Here is an 18,272-nt window from a genome sequence, read left to right as displayed (position 1 = left end):
TTTTTCCTTCGGAGTAATTTAGGGAGGGGATTTCATTGGAGAAAGTGGACATTTTTAAGGACATAGCTGAGCGGACCGGAGGGGATATTTATCTCGGGGTTGTCGGCGCAGTCCGGACGGGAAAATCAACATTTATTAAACGATTCATGGAAACGATCGTATTGCCCAACATCGCAAGCGAGGCCGATCGTGCCCGTGCAGTGGATGAACTTCCACAAAGTGCAGCAGGCAAAACCATCATGACAACCGAGCCGAAATTTGTACCGAATAACGCAGTCCAGATCAAGGTGGCCGAAGGGCTTGATGTCAATGTACGCCTTGTGGATTGTGTGGGTTACGCGGTGGAAGGAGCCAAGGGGTACGAGGATGAAAATGGTCCGCGCATGATCTCCACGCCTTGGTTCGAAGAGCCAATTCCGTTCCAGGAAGCCGCCGAGATTGGGACTCGCAAAGTCATTCAGGAGCATTCCACACTGGGTGTTGTGGTCACAACAGACGGCACAATTGCCGAAATTGCCCGCAGTTCCTATGTGGAATCCGAAGAACGGGTTATTGCGGAATTGAAAGAAGTCGGTAAACCGTTTGTCTTGGTCATCAACTCCACTCGCCCACGCAGTGAAGAAGCCCTGCAATTGCGTAGTGAACTTGCTGCCAAATACGACATTCCGGTGATGACACTCAGTGCAGCCACAATGACTGAAGATGATGTGACGGGTGTACTTCGTGAAGTGCTCTATGAGTTCCCTGTGCATGAAGTGAATGTAAACCTGCCGAGCTGGGTTATGGTGCTGAACGAGACTCACTGGCTGCGAAGCAACTACGAAAATTCTGTACGGGATACCGTGAAGGATATTCGCAGACTTCGCGATGTGGATCGGGTTGTCGCTCAGTTCATGGAATATGAATTCATTGATCGCGCAGGCCTGAGTGGTATGAACATGGGGCAGGGTGTAGCTGAAATTGACCTGTATGCGCCGGATGAGCTGTATGATCAGATTCTCGTAGAAGTGGTTGGCATCGAGATTCGCGGCAAGGATCATCTGCTGCAATTGATGCAGGAGTTCTCACATGCGAAGAGAGAATACGATCGCTTCGCAGAAGCGCTGGAGATGGTCAAAACGACCGGATACGGCATTGCTGCTCCATCTCTCGCCGAGATGGCTCTGGATGAACCTGAGCTCATTCGTCAGGGCACCAAATTTGGCGTACGCCTGAAAGCTACGGCACCGTCCATTCATATGATCCGGGTTGATGTGGAATCGGAGTTCGCTCCAATTATCGGTACGGAGAAGCAAAGTGAGGAACTGGTGAGATACCTGATGCAGGACTTCGAGAACGATCCGATCAAGGTATGGGATTCAGATATGTTCGGCCGTTCGCTACACTCTATCGTGCGAGAAGGGATTCAGGGCAAGATTGCCATGATGCCGGATAATGCAAGATACAAACTGCAAGAGACGCTGGGAAGAATCATTAACGAAGGTTCAGGTGGCTTGATCGCTATCATTTTGTAAGACGTCAAAAGACCGTAAGGGGAAATCCCCTCGCGGTCTTTTTTATGTGATTTCTTTATTTTGGATGAAATGGATGGGAAGAATAGTGCTTTCAAAAAAAACTTAGCGATTTTTAGCTTTAAATTGCTAAAACCCATTTACATACTAGGGATTAGCCGTTATATTAATATTCAACTATTGTGATCGAGATCACAGAGAGTGGACAGGGGGAGACAGAGATGAAAAGAAAAGAGACAAAATGGGTATGGTTGAGTGTGTTATTGGTATTTACATTGGCACTGTCCGCTTGCGGAATTAAAAAAGAACCGGCAGCAACTCCAGCTTCAGGTGCATCAGCTGATACGCCGAAAACGGAAGCAGTTACAGGCCCTCTAAGCGGTAAAAGAATTGCACTTATTATGGAATTTAATACAGGTACCTTCTCGCAGCAATATGTACAAGGAGTCAAACAAGAAATCGAAAAATTCGGTGGCGAACTGACGACGTTTGTTGCCGATAATGACAAAGCAAAGATGGTATCTTTGCTTGATAGCGCAATTAACCAGAAATTCGATGCCATTCTTACGGATCACGGCGATTCCCTATTAGAGCCAGGCGTGAAGAAGGCAGTAGAACAGAACATTCCCGTGGTTGTATTCGACGCAGCCATTACTGTACCGGGAGCTACAGTCCTGTCACAGGATGACCAGAAGATGGCTGAGCTCACACTGGAGCAAATGAAAAAAGATATCAATGGACAAGGAAATATTGTGAAAGTATGGGTAGCTGGTTTCGCACCGATGGAACGTCGTCAGATTGCATACGGTGAATTCATGAAAGCAAATCCGGACATCAAGGAAATAGCTACATTTGGTTCCGCACAGAATCCTGCGCTGGATACTCAAGCCAAAATGGAAGCTATTCTCAAGCAATATCCAAAAGGTGAGATTACAGCTGTATGGACTGCATGGGATGAATTCGCCAAAGGTGCAGCGCGTGCAATTCAACAAGCTGGACGTGACGAGATCAAAGTGTATGGTATCGATATGAGTGACGAGGATCTGCAAATGATTCAGGACCCGAAAAATCCTTGGGTTGCTTCTGCTGCTGTTGATCCAACGGATATTGGTCGCGTCCAAGTCCGTTATGCTTATCAGAAACTGAACGGGGACGAGACAGAAGATTCAGTTGTGCTTAACCCGGTCTATGTTCAACGTGAAGCTCTGCAAGATCAACAAATCTCCACTTCGGAGCTCTCAGAGTTCGTTGAAGGATGGGGTGGAAGCACACAAGGAATCAAGGACTGGATGAGCGAATACGGTATTACTGCTAAATAAGCAGCGTATAGGAAGCGCGCCGTAAGGCGCGCTTTTTTCAAACATAATGAAGATATGTATGGCCTGGATGAAAAAAGGGATGCTCCCGGAAGGGAACGATTGGAGGTTAACATCATGAGCACTGCACCGATTCTGCTTCAAATGGAACACATCCACAAGCAGTTTTCAGGCATACCTGCACTGAAGGATGTGGATTTCTCTGTAAAAGGCGGGGAGATTCATGCGCTGCTGGGTGCCAATGGTGCCGGTAAGAGCACGTTAATGAAAATTTTGTCTGGTGCTTATCCATTGGATCAGGGGACGATTCAGCTGAGTGGACAAGCGCTTCATTTAAGTTCTCCGGGAGACGCGAAGGCAAGCGGGATTCACTGTGTCTATCAGGAAGTGGATGCGGCACTGGTGCCACAGCTGACGGCTGCGGAGAACATTATGTTGGATCAGTTGGCTTCACCTGCCGGGGGGTGGTGGAAAAGTCCGCGGAAGCTGCAACAGCGTGCGATTGAGGCATTGAAGCAATTAGGGGCGGACATATCCGTTCACCAAAAAGTGGCTGATCTGACGCTTGCAGAAAAACAGATGATACTGCTGGCGCGGATTTTGATTCAGGATGCCAAGGTCATCATTTTTGACGAACCTACTGCACCGCTGAGTCAGGAAGAAACGGATGCATTTTTCCGGATTGTTCATCTGTTGAAGGAACGGGGCGTAGCCTGCATTTTCATAACACATCGTCTTGCTGAAGTGACGGGTCACTGTGATCGCGTTACGGTTATGAGGGATGGGCAACATGTATTTACCGGCGAAGCAAAGGGACTGACAATCAACGATTTGGTTACTCAGATGTTAGGCAAACCATTTGAAGAAGAGTTTCCGAAGACGGAAGCCCCCGTGGGGGAGATGCTGTTGGAAGCTCGTGGGCTTCGTCGTGGAGTGAAAGTCAAAGGTGTTGACCTCTCTGTACGCCGAGGTGAAGTCCTCGCTGTGGTTGGCTTGGTAGGCGCGGGTAAAACGGAAAGCTCTCGTTTGCTGATTGGTGCAGATCGGCTAGAGGGAGGAGAGATTCGGCTTAACAACCGTAATCTTCGTCTGTCTCAGCCTGCGGATGCGGCGGCTCTGGGGATTGTTTCTGTACCGGAGGAGCGACGTAAACAAGGAATCCTGATTCAGGAGAACGTTGAACGGAATCTAAGTCTGCCTTTGCTTAGCCGTCTCAGTACATTAGGTTTCGTAAGCCGCAAACGGGAACGTCTGAATGCTGAGTCATTGGTGAAACAGCTTGGAATCAAAACATCGTCAGTGAAGCAGGAAGTGAAATATCTAAGCGGTGGTAATCAGCAGAAGGTAGCCATTGGCAAATGGCTTAACGCGGATGCAGATGTATTTATATTTGATGAGCCAACCAAAGGCGTAGATATCGGGGCAAAAAGTGACATTTTCCGCATTATCAACGAACTGGCTTTAGCCGGCAAGGGCGTCATCTATTTCACCTGTGAACTGGATGAAGGCATGGGAATTGGCGACCGAATCGCTGTCATGTGCGAGGGTGTTATCGTGAAAGAGTTCAATCGAGGCGAGACTAATCAAGAACAGCTGCTATACTATGCAAGCGGTGGACAAGAGGTGCAATCATGAAGGATAAATCACTGGATTTTGCGTTCCGTTACGGAGCAATTATAGTTATTATAGGAGTTATCGCATTTTTCGGCATTAAATTGCCTTATTTCTTTACGTACAGTAACTTGACCGATATTTTGGGCTCGATTTCAATCGTCACGTTTGTAGCGATAGGTGTTACGTTATCTCTCATTGTTGATGGATTTGATCTCTCTGTAGGGGCGACTGTTTCATTGACCACCGTCGTGACGGCTTCGTTAATGATATGGTATCAACAACCGCTAGCAATCGTCATTATCGTGCCACTAATTATCGGTGCTGTTATTGGTTTGTTGAACGCTTTGCTCATTGTAAAATTGCGTATTCCGGATTTGCTGGCAACTCTCGCCACGATGTACATCATCGGAGGTATTCACAAAACGTATGCACAGGGATATACCATTTACAATCATATGCAGTTCCCTGATGGAAGCAAAGCTGCGGGCGAGATGGACCCGACCTTCCTGCTTATAGGGCAGGGTAAATGGCTGGGGATGCCAATATCGGTTATCCTGCTGCTTATTGCGGTAATAGGTGTGCATATCTTTTTGACGTATACGAAATATGGGCGCCAGATGTACATTACAGGCGGTAATGAGGAAGCTGCACGATTGTCTGGAATCAAGGTGAAAAAGGTGCGTACACTCGCCTATGTAGCCGCTGGAGTGTTTGCAGCAATCGGTGGTATCATCTATGCTTCCAAAGTAGGATCTGGGCAAATAGATGCGGGATCACCGTTGTTAATGGAATCCGTAGCGGCAGTATTTGTCGGTTTCTCTGTGTTCGGGGCGGGTAAACCGAATGTCATCGGAACCTTCATCGGTTCGGTTCTGATTGGTGTTCTTGTGAACGGGTTAACGATGATGAACGTACAGTATTTCACGCATGATATTGTAAAAGGTGGAGTTCTCGTGCTTGCCCTGGCGGTTACATTTTACGTCTTAAACCGCAACCGGACTTGAAATTGTGGGCTGTCTGTATTAGTATGAAATTTGTTCGGCGTCTGAAATGCCCGTGGTTTCAGACGACATTCTGCCGAAAATGACTGTTGACCGCAAGCGGAGATTTGTGTTCATCGCTCAAGATGTACGTAGATTTTTTGCGTATGAACGTATATTTCGCTATAAAACGGAAACACAGTATAACATTCAGGACATTGATACAGGAGGTGAAAAACAAATGAACAAATCAGACTTGATTACACACGTATCTGAAGCGACTGAATTGTCCAAAAAAGATGTAACGAAAGCGGTTGATGCCGTATTCGAAGCAATCTCTGAGGCTCTTCAAAGCGGAGATAAAGTACAATTAGTTGGTTTTGGGAACTTCGAAGTTCGCGAGCGCTCCGCACGTAAAGGACGCAACCCGCAAACAGGTGAAGAAATCGAAATTCCTGCGAGCAAAATTCCTGCATTCAAACCAGGTAAAGCGCTCAAAGACGGAATTAAATAAGATTTCTACATATTCCATATGTCGACAAAAAGACCGTGACTTGTTCACGGCCTTTTCTTTTGCCCTTTAACGATGATTCTTGCGGCTATCCGAGTGCTCAGGATCATCCGGTTGCCCGGTATAAGCAACGAGAATCAGTTCTTCGCCAGCAGCTGCAGACAGATGCTGTTCAATTTCTTTTAACTGATGAATATGCTCGTCTGTAAGTGCGGCAGGGGTGTACTTCATGTAGATTCTCCTTTCTGTGGGGGTACAACTGTAGTATGACCCGGGGGTAGCTGATTCTTGCGGTGCATTCGTATAAGGGGCAGGTTGACAAATGAAACAATCTTAATCATCATTAACGCTATCGAACTTAAGAAGGGGACATGCGTGATGGATCATCCAACCGGCAATGATTATATTGTAATTAAGGCAGAGGAAAATGGTGTCCAGGTGATCGGATTAACCCGAGGTCAGGATACACGTTTTCACCACACCGAGAAATTGGACAAGGGTGAAGTGATGTTTGCCCAATTTACAACCCATACCTCAGCTATTAAAATCCGGGGCAAAGCCACGCTGATTACCAAGCATGGACAGATTGAATCGGAGTAATGTACAGATTGAATACAATCAAATGAAGATTGCAGGCATAGCCTGCTTTTTTTCATTGTACAATGAGGTATGAGCCTTTACCGGACAGACTACACTAACAGGTAAAGGCAGGGAGGCGTATATGAATCCGCGGATGATTGTTACTGCTTCAATGCTGGCAACGGTTGCGGCAGTCTTTCTGCTTGTTGCGATACAAACCTTACATATGCGTACCTGGGGCGGGGAAAACGTACAACCTGCCTCTGCATCACATCATCCTGTTCAGCTAACGAATGACAATCTGGTTGATGTGCTAAGCTCCATGCAACTATCCACACCCATCGCAAGAGTGGAATGGAAACAGTCCATTTTGACACTGGACCTCAAAGTAAAAGGAACGGGTACAAGTTACACTGAAATCTATGAGAACATGGCAGCTGTGGCGGATCTGGGCTTTCGTGCTCTGGATAACGTGGATCAGGTGCTGCTGCGTGTGATGGCAGAGGATGAATGGATGCATAAACGACATCTGTTGCTTGCTGCTGATATTCGGCGTGGTGAGTGGCCCCTGTATGCGATTGACACATTACGGAACTGGAAAAGTGCGGCCTTTTCAGAGGAATTGAAGGACTGGTTTCATTTGATGGAAACCGAACTCTGGAAGAAGCAATTCGAAATGACAAGTCAGGGGTAATAGAATAGCAGGATTCAGTGCGTGCCCGATCAACATATGCTATAATATATAAGATTGTAGTGCAGAAATGGTTTAACAATGTTAAGGCTCGGAGGCTGAGAATGAATTCATATCGCGTACCCCAACTAGCAAAGAAATATACGGATTACGACATGATTCGACAACATACGGAAATCCCATCATTTCCGGATAGCCGAGCACGTCTGCTGCAGGTATTTGTGGGCCGCACAGACGAAAAGCTGCATCAAGAGTTATATGCTCTTGCAACTTCGCTCGTTCAGTTGGCCATGGATACGCATGATCGAATCGATACCATTTCCGGTGAGCGGAGAGAGCAGGAGATGCGTTCACGCCAGTTGAATGTACTCGCCGGAGATTATTTAAGTAGCCGTTTTTATCAATTGCTTGCCCAAGCGGGCAGAATTGAAATGATTGGCAAACTCAGTGGTGCTGTATCCGAAGTGAACGCACGCAAGATGACGCTGTATGAACGGATGAAGAAGCTTCTCGTTTCGGCTGATGAATACTTGCGTGAAACGGTACAGCTGAGAATGCAGCTGTTTCTTTCATTTACAGGCATGATTCGAGATAACGAAGAATCACTATGGAACAGCCTGTTGACCGAATTCAGCTCCTGCGAAACGATCGTGGAAGAACTGAAGCGGATGAATGACGAAAGACAATATCTCCACAGCTATGCATACTGGCACATATACGAGCATGGTAATGACGATGAGCGCACTGTGCTGCGTCAATCTGAACCGGATGTACGTGCATGGAACGCTATGATGCTGAAGCATAGGGTTGGTGAAGTTTTGCTGGACAAGCTTCGCGATTGTACACACCGCATTCAAGTGTTGTTGCAAGACGAGGAAGGGCGAATGGGCTTGCATGAGATCCATGCGATTCTTGAGCCTTACTTGGCATATTTGCAGCCTTCACATGCGGCAGTAAGGGAAGATTGAGGGGGAGACAGACGAATGGGGAGCGGAGAGACCAAACCGAAAGAAGAATATGTCCATTCGGTTTTTCAGAGCATAGCCGGAAAATATGATGTCATGAATGATATTCTAAGTTTCCGCAGGCATAAGGCTTGGCGCAAATTCACCATGAAAAAGATGAATATGTCCAAAGGCGACACCGGTCTTGATTTGTGCTGCGGCACGTGTGACTGGACGCTTGCTATGGCAGAAGCAAGTGAAACAGGGCACATGCACGGACTTGATTTCAGCAGCAACATGCTGGAGGTCGGCCAGACGAAGATCAATGCGGTGCAGCGTCAGAATCAGATTACCCTGACACAGGGAAACGCCATGTCACTTCCTTTTGAAGACAATTCATTTGATTATGTGACAATCGGGTTTGGGCTTCGCAATGTACCGGATCTCAGACAGGTGTTATCTGAAATGAAACGTGTGGTCAAACCGGGCGGTATGGTTGTGTGTCTGGAATTGTCCAAGCCAACATGGCAGCCGTTCAAAGGCATTTATTATTTTTATTTTGAGAAGGTTTTACCGAATCTTGCCAAAGTGTTTGCTAAAAGTTTTGAGCAGTACAAATGGCTGCCCGACTCTCTGGCGATTTTTCCCGGAAGGAAGGAACTGGCGGACATTTTTTCAGAAACAGGATTACAAGAAGTGCAGGCCTACCCTCTAACCGGAGGTATCGCGGCATTGCATATTGGAACCAAGGAGAATCAGCATGTTTAGGAAAATTCGCATCTTTTTAGAAATGATCAAGATTGAACATACGCTTTTTGCTTTACCCTTTGCATTTATGGGGGCCATTCTAGGCTCCATGGTAGTGGATGATACCTTCCCAAGCTGGATGCAGATCATGTGGGTATTGCTTGCGATGGTCGGTGCACGTAGTGCAGCATTCGGTTTGAACCGGATTATTGACCAAGCGATTGATGGTAAAAACCCCCGTACTGCGATGAGAGCCATCCCGGCAGGGCTTTTGAAAAATGGGGAAGTTGTTATATTTGTCATTATCTCATTTATATTGTTATTCTGGGCCTCATCCAATCTTAATGTATTGTCCATGCAGCTGTTGCCTATTGCTGTGTTTATGTTGGTACTGTATTCGTACACCAAACGATTCACATGGTTATGCCACGTCGTTCTCGGAATGACGATTGGTTTGGCACCACTTGGTGGCTGGGTAGCTGTAACAGGCACGATGGATTGGACAGCGATTGTGCTGTACGTTACGATTGTGTTCTGGACAGCGGGCTTTGATATTATCTATGCATGTCAGGATCTGGAATTTGATCAGGGAGAGGGTCTTCACTCCATACCTTCCCGTTTTGGCCTGGTTAAATCCTTGCAGATCGCTAAGTTCTTCCATGTGATTACTGCAATTGGTTTTCTTGCATTATTGTTGATGACAGATCTGAGCTGGTGGTATGGCGCAGGCATGTTGGTGACGTATGGAATTCTGTTCTATCAACACTATATTGTATCGCCTAATGATATGAGCCGTGTTCAAACGGCGTTTTTTACCATGAACAGTTTGCTTAGTATAATCGTATTTACGTTTACTCTGATTGATCTGGCGGTGAAATAAATGGTACAGCAACCGGACAATAAAAGACTGGTTGTCGGAATTACCGGAGCGAGTGGCAGTATATATGGCATTCGATTAATTGAAACGCTGCTTGATTTGGAATATAACGTTCATCTGGTCATATCCAATGCAGGGTGGCGTGTATTGAAAGAAGAAATGGACTGGGATGTGACGAATCGGGATGCGGTGCTGGAAGAAAAATTCGGCAACCGTGCCGGTTCTCTGATCTATCATCCTGTGAGTGATATAGGGGCCTCCATTGCAAGTGGTTCTTATCTGGCCGACGGCATGATTATCATGCCATGTTCTATGGGAACTCTTTCGTCCATTGCGCAGGGATCCTCGGATAATCTGATGTCCCGTGCAGCTGATGTGATGTTGAAAGAGGGAAGAACATTGATCCTCGTACCACGTGAGACGCCTCTTCATGCAATTCATCTGGAGAACATGCTGAAGCTTTCACGTCTTGGTGTGCGTATGATACCGGCTATGCCTGCTTTTTATTACAAACCTCAGACTATGGATGAGTTGATTCTGTTTTTGGTGGGAAAAGTGTTGGATAGTTTGCGCATCCCACATCAACTTTTTACAAGATGGGGAGAACCGGATGAACGGGGATAATGACTGAGTCCGATACAAGGCGTTTTTTGCCAAGGTGTTGCTCGGTTTATTTGTCCCCCGAATCCCGGGGTATTGGTGAGTGCTGATGGTAAGTCTTCATGAACCACAGTCTTGACCCATGCTCCGGCAACTTCTGTATTTTGTTTCAGAACAAGTCGCAGAGTTTAATTCCCGGGTGTCGGCCATGACATTCGGTGAAGAAGAATACGTTAGATCTTTATGGAAAAACACAAGCAAGAACGGTAAGCCGGGTTTATCGTAATGCCTGCAGGCCCGACTTGCTGGAGGGGAAGGTAAGCATGGATTTGTGGACTGACAATACGCTGACACGGGTGAACGAATGAAACTATTGGATATTTTCGGGTTGTTAAAAAAGGACATGGATTACATTGAGAAAGAGCTCTATCGCAGTGTTCGAGGAGAACAGAAGCTGCTGAGTGAAACGTCGCTTCATTTGCTCAAAGCAGGAGGAAAACGGTTGCGGCCCGTTTTTGTATTACTTGGCGGGAAATTTGGTACATATGACATTGAACGTCTGAAGCTGGTCGCGGTTCCATTGGAACTGATTCATTCCGCATCGCTCGTTCACGATGATGTGATTGATAATGCGGAGACACGCCGAGGCAAACCCACGGTGAAGTCAAAATGGGATAATCGGATTGCCATGTACACAGGAGACTATATCTACGGTAAGGCACTTGAGATGACTGCCGGATTATCCGATCCAGCTATTCATCGTATTCTTGCCAAAGCCATGGTACAGATGTCCATTGGTGAAATGGAGCAAATTCGCGACTTTTTCAATACGGGACAAAGTGTTCGTAACTATCTGCTGCGGATTCGCCGTAAAACAGCACTTCTGATTGCGGTTAGCTGTCAGTTAGGCGCATTGGCCACACGCGCGCCTGAGCATGTATCTTCCCTGCTGTATACATACGGATACAATGTGGGGATGGCTTTCCAGATTCAAGATGATGTACTGGATCTGGTAGGTACCGAGAAACAACTTGGTAAGCCACCAGGCAGTGATATGAAGCAAGGAAATATTACTCTTCCTGTACTTTATGCCCTAGAAGAATCCGATCTGCGGGAACCTTTGCTTAAGGAGATTTCCCGTGTCCAGCATGAAGAAGGACGGGCAAGTGCATCGGATGCAATTGGAATGATTCGCCAAAGTCAAGGAATCGCTAAAGCAGAAGCCCTTGCTGACCGATATATGAAGAAAGCGCTCGATGCTCTCGATCAGCTACCTAACATCAAGACGACCAAAAACCTGCGTGACATCGCTCATTTTGTGGTTAAACGTACGCATTAAACTTTGTATGACCTTCAACTCTCAGACCGCTCATACCCAAAGATGAACAGACTTGTGATATTCCTCATTGGGAGGATTTGGACATGTATGTTACAATCAGAGGGATTGCGTTTACATAGTGATTAACTTTGAACCGTGAGTGAGGAGTGAGCTGATGGATCGTACATTTTTGATGGTGAAGCCGGATGGTGTGCAGCGTGGATTGATCGGTCGAATTATTAGCCGTCTGGAAGACAAAGGATTTAAGTTGGTGGCAGGCAAATTGGTGCAGATGTCTGAGGAACAGGCAAAACGCCATTATGCTGAACATGAGGGCAAACCGTTTTTCGATGATTTGGTTCGTTTTATCACATCTGGGCCTGTATTTGCCATGGTGTGGGAAGGGGACGATATTGTGGCGCTTGCGCGCATCGTCATCGGAAAAACCAATGTGAAGGAAGCAGCTCCGGGTACCATTCGCGGAGACTTCGCCAGCCACACACCACATAATCTGATTCATGGGGCAGATTCACCGGAAAGTGCTTCCCGTGAAACAGCCAATTTCTTTGCTTCAGATGAATTGGTGGTATACGACAAGAGCATCGCAGCCTGGTTGTAATTATTAGCCAAAAGGGTGATACACGATGCTGGAGCAAGAACAACTACTAGACCCGGATTACACCGGATTCATTCGTAAAATCAAAGAGAGCACAGGCATTGATCTTGCTCAATACAAGGAAGGCCAGATGAAAAGAAGGCTGACCACACTTCGCAACAAAAACGGGTTTCATACATTTTCTAACTTTTTTGATGCTATGCAGAAAGATAAATCATTGTTCTACGAGTTCCTTGATCGCATGACCATTAACGTGTCTGAATTCTGGCGTAATCCCAATCGTTGGGAAGTGCTGCGGGACGAGATCCTGCCTGAACTGCTAGGGTCCAAGCGTCGTGTCAAAGTCTGGAGTGCAGCCTGTTCAACAGGTGAAGAACCATACACACTTGCCATGATTTTGGACACGATGGGCATTTTGAAGGACAGCTCGATTACGGCAAGTGATCTGGATGAAGGTGCATTGGCCAAAGCCAAAGAAGGGCGTTATATGGAACGCTCACTTAAGGATGTGCCAAAGGAAACGGCGAACCGTTACTTCAAGCAGGATGGCCTGGTGTACCGTATTGATGAGCAACTCAAAAATTCGATCAAGTTCATGAAACAAAATTTGCTGGTGGACCGTTTTGACGATGGGTACGATCTGATTGTGTGCCGAAATGTCATGATCTATTTTACCGAGGAAGCCAAAAACCTGTTGTATCACAAATTTGCAGCAAGTTTACGTCCAGGCGGTATCTTATTTGTGGGCAGTACGGAGCAGATCTTCTCCCCGGGACAATATGGTCTGGAGACAGCAGAAACATTTTTCTATCGGAAAAAATAATGATAATGGTTGTTCAGCCGTCTGAAGCACATGTACATGTGTTCAGGCGGTTATTTGTATACCAAGTACAAGAAAGAGCCGACTTTCTTGTCAAAGCCGGTCAGCTATACTATAATAAGCAAAGAAATTATGGGATTTTAGCAATGTGAAGTTTAACAGTTTAAAGGGGGAACGTATTATGAGTTTACGCTATTTAACCGCAGGGGAGACGCACGGACCCCAACTGACCGCTATTATTGAAGGATTGCCAAGTAATTTGACGATTGATTTTGAAGAACTGAATTTCCAGCTTCACCGCCGCCAAAAGGGGTATGGTCGTGGGCGCCGGATGCAGATCGAGAAGGATCAGGCGAATTTCGTTGGTGGTATCCGTCACGGATATACAACAGGTGCTCCGGTAGCGCTGGTTGTTCAAAATAATGACTGGAAACATTGGCAGAATATTATGAATATTGAGCCGATCGAAGGCAGTGACGAAGAGAAACGTCGCGTTCATCGTCCTCGTCCCGGACATGCTGATCTGAACGGTGGACTCAAGTATAATCTCAAAGACTTGCGTAACGTATTGGAGCGCTCCAGTGCACGTGAAACAACAGTACGTGTGGCATGTGGTGCCATTGCACGTCAATTCCTGGCGGAATTTGGAATCAAGGTAGCTGGACGTGTACTTCGTATTGGAGAGATTGAAGCTCCATATCAGGACCTTCCGATTGATGAACTGATCGCAGTGACAGAAGCTTCCTCTGTACGTGTCACGGATGCTGAGACAGAGAAGAAGATGGAAGCCTACATCGACCAGATTAAACAAGAAGGCGATTCCATCGGAGGAATCGTGGAATGTATCGTTGAAGGGGTGCCAATTGGTCTGGGTAGCTATGTTCAATACGATCGCAAGCTGGATGCGCGAATCGCTCAAGGCGTAATGTCCATTAATGCATTCAAAGGTGTAGAGATTGGTATCGGATTCGAAGCCGGAGTCATTCGTGGATCACAGGTGCATGATGAAATCATGCATACGGATGAGCGCGGCTACCACCGTGCGACCAACCGTTTGGGCGGATTCGAAGGCGGGATGACGAACGGTATGCCAGTGGTTGTACGCGGTGTGATGAAGCCAATCCCAACCTTGTATAAGCCACTGCAAAGTGTGGACATTGATACGAAAGAAGCATTTACGGCTCAGGTTGAGCGCTCGGACGCTTGTGCTGTACCAGCAGCAAGTGTTGTGATGGAGCATGTTGTAGCGTGGGAAATTGCCAAGGCATTCCTGGAGAAATTCGGCGGGGATTCCATGGAAGAGATCCGTGCTAATGTTGCTAACTATAACGCTCAACTGGAGAATTACTAATATGCGTCAGCTGACGGTACAGTTGGAGGAACGCTCATATCCGATTCTGATTGGTAGCGGCCTATTGGCACAAGCCCCTCAATATTTTGAGCAATATGGCCTAACCAAAAAAAGTCCCTTACTCATCATTACAGATGAAAATGTGGCTCCCAAATACTTGTCAGGTTTGGAGCAAACGCTGCGTACGGCTGGTTATACAGTCGTATCGGCGGTTGTACCCTCTGGTGAAACATCGAAATCCCTTTCGGTGTATCAGGATATGATGACCGTCGCGATCGAAGGCAAACTGGATCGGAGTTCTGCGATTCTGGCCCTAGGTGGTGGTGTCGTAGGTGATCTGGCAGGCTTTGTTGCTGCTACATATATGCGTGGAATCAAGTTTGTTCAAGTACCTACAACGATTTTGGCGCATGACAGCAGCGTAGGTGGCAAGGTGGCTGTCAATCATCCGCTGGCCAAAAATATGATCGGTGCATTCCACCAGCCCGAGCTGGTACTCTACGATGTGGACACACTTCAATCCTTGCCGCCACGAGATGTTTCGGCAGGTTTGTCAGAGATGCTGAAGCACGGGCTGATCCGTGATGCGGCTTTTGCACACTGGTGTGAGGAACATGCAGAGGAGTTGCTAGCGCTCAATCCCGAAGCACTGGGATACGGCTTGGAGCGCGGGTGTGGTATCAAGGCAGAGATCGTATCCAGAGACGAACGTGAAAATGGAGAACGTGCATTGTTGAACCTTGGACATACGATTGGTCATGCCATTGAAGCGATTGCCGGTTATGGAGAATTCCTGCACGGAGAAGCAATTTCCATCGGTATGGCTGGATCGGCATTGCTTGGTGAGAAGCTTGGTGCGCCAGCAGGGCTGTATGAAGATACGGTCCGCATGTTGCGTTCACTTCGCCTTCCAACAACGATGCCTGCTCATCTGGACACGGATGCATTAATGGAAGCGATGATGCATGACAAAAAATTCCGTGAAGGTCATATGGTGTTCATCATTCCTGATCGGATTGGGGCTGCAAGAATTGTGAAGGACGTACCTGTGTCGGCAGTTAGGGACGTCATTGAATTGCTCAGGAAGGGAGAATAACAGCAATGGTCACACGGGGAATTCGCGGGGCTACAACAGTCACGCAGAACAACGAAGAACAGATTTTGAAAGAAACGGCTGTATTGCTGCAGGAGATTGTGGATCGTAATGAGATCCAACCGGAAGATATCTGTAGTGTGTGGATTACGTTAACTGGGGATCTGGATGCTGCTTTCCCGGCAAAAGCTATCCGCCAACTGGATGGTTGGGAACTCGTACCACTGATGTGTGCACTGGAAGTTCCGGTTAAAGGTGCCTTGGCACAATGCATTCGATTCATGGTACATGTCAATACAAACAAAGCTCAGAACGAAATCCATCATGTGTATCTGAACGGTGCACAGGCATTGCGTCCGGATCTGGCAGCACCTTCTGGATCTTAAAGAAGCAGGTTGTCAAACCGATCATAATGATGTATAGTGAGAACCAGTTGAGTAGAGTAGAGATTGAGCTGAGAGCAGCTGAGCTAGTGGAGTATATAGCAGAGTCCAGTGGGTGGTAACCGGGGCAACAGAAACCGGTCAACTGATTCACGGTACGTCGTGCTACGGAAGTTGTAACAGGAACAGGGAAGCAGCAAATGTGTCGTAGGACACCTTTTGTGTAGATATATATCGGTACAACACAAACATGTACTCTCCCATATTTTACGAAATATTGGAATGAGTAGTTGATGTGTTATAACTGATTTATTTTCCCGCATTGGATGATGTAACCATGCATCAATCCAGAGACCTGTAATAATCCGAGAGCGAAGTATAGGGACTTGTTATTTATGAAGCATCACCCTGTTGAATACAGCTTATAACCAAACCTCTACCTGATGGTAGAGGTTTTTTTGTACATATTATTTTTCTTCTACCCTTATAGGTTCAACTAAGCTTTTTACACAAACGGAGAGGACAGAAATAACCTGATGAAGCGGAGCGTTCGCCTTTATCACCGGATTTTCCCTTTAGAAAGGGAGTCAAAAAATTCTGGGGATAACAGCGATCGGAAGGTTGTTCTGTCATCGGAGTGCTCAGTGTAACCTCTTTAGTTGAACTTACCTAAATCTGAAAGGACGTGATTTGATGATAACGCCAAACGTTAATCAAGTACTGAAAATGTCAAATGAGTATAATCTGATTCCGGTAGTCAAACGGATTTTGGCAGATATGGAGACTCCGATTCGAATATTCCGCCGTTTTGCTGACAACGACCGGGCATTCCTGTTGGAAAGTGTAGAGGGGGGAATCCAATGGGCGAGATACTCGTTCATCGGTACAGATCCGTTCCTAATGATTTCGGCCAAGAAGGGCCGGATTGTAGTGGAAGAAGCGGGACAGACTCGTGAATTGCCAGGCAAACCGATTGAAGAACTGAAAGCACTGTTGCGTAAGTACCGCAGCCCAAAAGATGATGAACTGCCACCATTCACAGGCGGGGCAATTGGTTTCTTCGGATATGATCTGCTGTCCTATTATGAGAAGCTTCCAGCCCACGCGCTGGATGATCTGAATATGGATGACATCCGTTTTATGTTCTGTGACCAGATTATCGTGTTCGACCATGTGAAGCAGCAGATGCTGCTTGTCGGTAATGTACACGTCAAGGATGGTGCAACGGATGATGAGATACGGCAAGCATATGCGGTGACTTCGGAGAAGCTGGAGCAGGCCGCTGAACGGTTGCAGCAGCAAGGACCAGGGGAAAATCTGAATCCGCGTTCCATTCCGGGAGACGTGGAGCTGGGAGATATTCGCTCCAACCTTACGAAGGAACAATTCATAGGTAATGTAGAGCAAGCCAAAGAGTACATTCGCGCAGGTGACATTTTTCAAGTGGTATTATCCCAACGTTTTCACATTGATACAGAGGTTTCTCCGCTTCACGTGTATCGCGTGCTTCGGACTCTTAATCCATCACCTTATATGTACTACCTCAAAATGGATGATGAAATTATCGTCGGCACTTCGCCTGAAGCACTGGTCAAGGTGGACGGAAATCGTGTGGAGACACGTCCGATTGCGGGAACACGTCCACGGGGGGCAACCGAAGCGGAAGATCGTGCACTCGCTGCTGATCTGCTCCAGGATGAGAAGGAACGTGCGGAGCATCTCATGCTGGTTGATTTGGGCCGTAACGATCTGGGTCGGGTATCCAGCTTCGGCAGTGTGAAGTGTGACATGTTCATGGAGATTGAACGGTATTCTCACGTAATGCACATGGTATCCAACGTTACGGGCGAGCTAAGAGAAGACAAGGATTTCTTCGATGCGTTCCTCTCATGCTTGCCAGCGGGTACCGTATCGGGTGCACCGAAACTGCGTGCAATGGAGATCATAGCGGAACTGGAGAAAGAGGCACGCGGTGCATACGCCGGAGCGATTGGATACCTCGGTTTCTCGGGTAACATGGACTCCTGTATTACGATTCGTACGATTATTTTCAAAAAAGGAAAAGCATATGTGCAGGCCGGAGCAGGCATCGTGTGGGATTCAGTGCCTGAGAATGAATATGTAGAAACGGTTAACAAAGCCAAAGCATTGCTTAAGGCGATTCGAACAGCAGAAGCCATGTTTCCTGCCAAAGAAAAGGACAGCACGTTGAGACTAGCAAATGCAGATTATTTTGTCACACCAGCGGCCGCTAAAAACTAAGAGAGGAGAGACCGGAGATGAACATAAACCCGATTATGAATGAAAACCCTGTAACCCCA

At 46.9% G+C, this 18,272-nt stretch carries 19 protein-coding genes; 18 read left to right on the top strand and 1 reads right to left on the bottom strand.

Going from position 1 to position 18,272, the window contains the following annotated elements; translation table 11 throughout:
• Positions 1–35: 35 nt before the first annotated feature.
• From spoIVA to MKZ12_RS19015, 5 genes are all read left to right on the top strand, one after another.
• Positions 36–1,514: a stage IV sporulation protein A gene (spoIVA, locus tag MKZ12_RS19035; RefSeq protein ID WP_017687692.1), complete on the top strand. Its 1,479-nt coding sequence runs from the start codon at positions 36–38 to the stop codon at positions 1,512–1,514.
• A gap of 218 nt (positions 1,515–1,732) precedes the next feature.
• Entirely contained in the window at positions 1,733–2,830 is a 1,098-nt protein-coding gene (locus tag MKZ12_RS19030) for a sugar ABC transporter substrate-binding protein (RefSeq protein ID WP_339256146.1), read from the top strand.
• 114 nt (positions 2,831–2,944) lie between these two features.
• Positions 2,945–4,462, top strand: a complete 1,518-nt coding sequence (locus MKZ12_RS19025; RefSeq protein ID WP_339256144.1) for a sugar ABC transporter ATP-binding protein — start codon at positions 2,945–2,947, stop codon at positions 4,460–4,462.
• On the top strand, positions 4,459–5,445 hold the full coding sequence (locus tag MKZ12_RS19020) for an ABC transporter permease (protein WP_062835197.1): 987 nt from the start codon (positions 4,459–4,461) through the stop codon (positions 5,443–5,445). Before MKZ12_RS19025 ends, MKZ12_RS19020 begins: the two co-directional genes overlap by 4 nt.
• 217 nt (positions 5,446–5,662) lie before the next feature.
• Positions 5,663–5,935: an HU family DNA-binding protein gene (locus tag MKZ12_RS19015; protein ID WP_024630670.1), complete on the top strand. Its 273-nt coding sequence runs from the start codon at positions 5,663–5,665 to the stop codon at positions 5,933–5,935.
• A 66-nt stretch (positions 5,936–6,001) separates the two neighbouring features.
• On the opposite strand, the gene MKZ12_RS19010 is transcribed toward MKZ12_RS19015, so the two are convergent.
• Positions 6,002–6,163: a hypothetical protein gene (locus MKZ12_RS19010; RefSeq protein ID WP_339235225.1), complete on the bottom strand. Its 162-nt coding sequence runs from the start codon at positions 6,161–6,163 to the stop codon at positions 6,002–6,004.
• Between the two features lie 147 nt (positions 6,164–6,310).
• On the opposite strand from MKZ12_RS19010, the gene mtrB reads away from it, so the two are divergent.
• From mtrB to trpE, 13 genes are all read left to right on the top strand, one after another.
• Entirely contained in the window at positions 6,311–6,532 is a 222-nt protein-coding gene (gene mtrB / locus MKZ12_RS19005) for a trp RNA-binding attenuation protein MtrB (RefSeq protein WP_017687697.1), read from the top strand.
• Between the two features lie 121 nt (positions 6,533–6,653).
• Positions 6,654–7,205 carry a hypothetical protein gene (locus MKZ12_RS19000; RefSeq protein ID WP_339256142.1) on the top strand — a complete coding sequence of 184 codons (552 nt, stop codon included), beginning with the start codon at positions 6,654–6,656 and terminating at the stop codon, positions 7,203–7,205.
• A 101-nt stretch (positions 7,206–7,306) separates the two neighbouring features.
• A complete protein-coding gene (locus tag MKZ12_RS18995) occupies positions 7,307–8,170 on the top strand; it encodes a heptaprenyl diphosphate synthase component 1 (RefSeq protein ID WP_339256140.1) in 864 nt (287 codons plus the stop codon).
• Positions 8,171–8,185: 15 nt separating this feature from the next.
• A complete protein-coding gene (locus MKZ12_RS18990) occupies positions 8,186–8,914 on the top strand; it encodes a demethylmenaquinone methyltransferase (RefSeq protein ID WP_339256138.1) in 729 nt (242 codons plus the stop codon).
• On the top strand, positions 8,907–9,773 hold the full coding sequence (locus tag MKZ12_RS18985; RefSeq protein WP_339235216.1) for a UbiA-like polyprenyltransferase: 867 nt from the start codon (positions 8,907–8,909) through the stop codon (positions 9,771–9,773). Before MKZ12_RS18990 ends, MKZ12_RS18985 begins: the two co-directional genes overlap by 8 nt.
• Complete coding sequence (locus MKZ12_RS18980; RefSeq protein WP_339256136.1) at positions 9,774–10,394, top strand: flavin prenyltransferase UbiX; 621 nt, start codon at positions 9,774–9,776, stop codon at positions 10,392–10,394.
• 340 nt (positions 10,395–10,734) lie between these two features.
• Entirely contained in the window at positions 10,735–11,709 is a 975-nt protein-coding gene (locus MKZ12_RS18975) for a polyprenyl synthetase family protein (RefSeq protein ID WP_017687703.1), read from the top strand.
• Positions 11,710–11,863: 154 nt separating this feature from the next.
• Entirely contained in the window at positions 11,864–12,307 is a 444-nt protein-coding gene (gene ndk / locus MKZ12_RS18970) for a nucleoside-diphosphate kinase (protein WP_339256134.1), read from the top strand.
• A gap of 25 nt (positions 12,308–12,332) precedes the next feature.
• Positions 12,333–13,127: a protein-glutamate O-methyltransferase CheR gene (locus tag MKZ12_RS18965; protein WP_062835189.1), complete on the top strand. Its 795-nt coding sequence runs from the start codon at positions 12,333–12,335 to the stop codon at positions 13,125–13,127.
• A gap of 178 nt (positions 13,128–13,305) precedes the next feature.
• Positions 13,306–14,475: a chorismate synthase gene (gene aroC / locus MKZ12_RS18960; RefSeq protein WP_105599406.1), complete on the top strand. Its 1,170-nt coding sequence runs from the start codon at positions 13,306–13,308 to the stop codon at positions 14,473–14,475.
• A 1-nt stretch (position 14,476) separates the two neighbouring features.
• The gene (gene aroB, locus MKZ12_RS18955) at positions 14,477–15,571 is read left to right on the top strand and encodes a 3-dehydroquinate synthase (RefSeq protein WP_339256132.1); all 1,095 of its coding nucleotides are present in this window, start codon (positions 14,477–14,479) and stop codon (positions 15,569–15,571) included.
• Between the two features lie 5 nt (positions 15,572–15,576).
• On the top strand, positions 15,577–15,954 hold the full coding sequence (gene aroH / locus MKZ12_RS18950; protein WP_253438600.1) for a chorismate mutase: 378 nt from the start codon (positions 15,577–15,579) through the stop codon (positions 15,952–15,954).
• Positions 15,955–16,644: 690 nt separating this feature from the next.
• On the top strand, positions 16,645–18,213 hold the full coding sequence (gene trpE, locus MKZ12_RS18945) for an anthranilate synthase component I (RefSeq protein WP_253438597.1): 1,569 nt from the start codon (positions 16,645–16,647) through the stop codon (positions 18,211–18,213).
• Positions 18,214–18,272: the final 59 nt, after the last annotated feature.

The organism is Paenibacillus sp. FSL R5-0713, assembly GCF_037973325.1.
Classification (GTDB): Bacteria; Bacillota; Bacilli; order Paenibacillales; family Paenibacillaceae; genus Paenibacillus.
The sequence above is the reverse complement of the archived record's forward strand: the minus strand, read 5'-3'. Positions and strand labels throughout refer to the sequence as shown.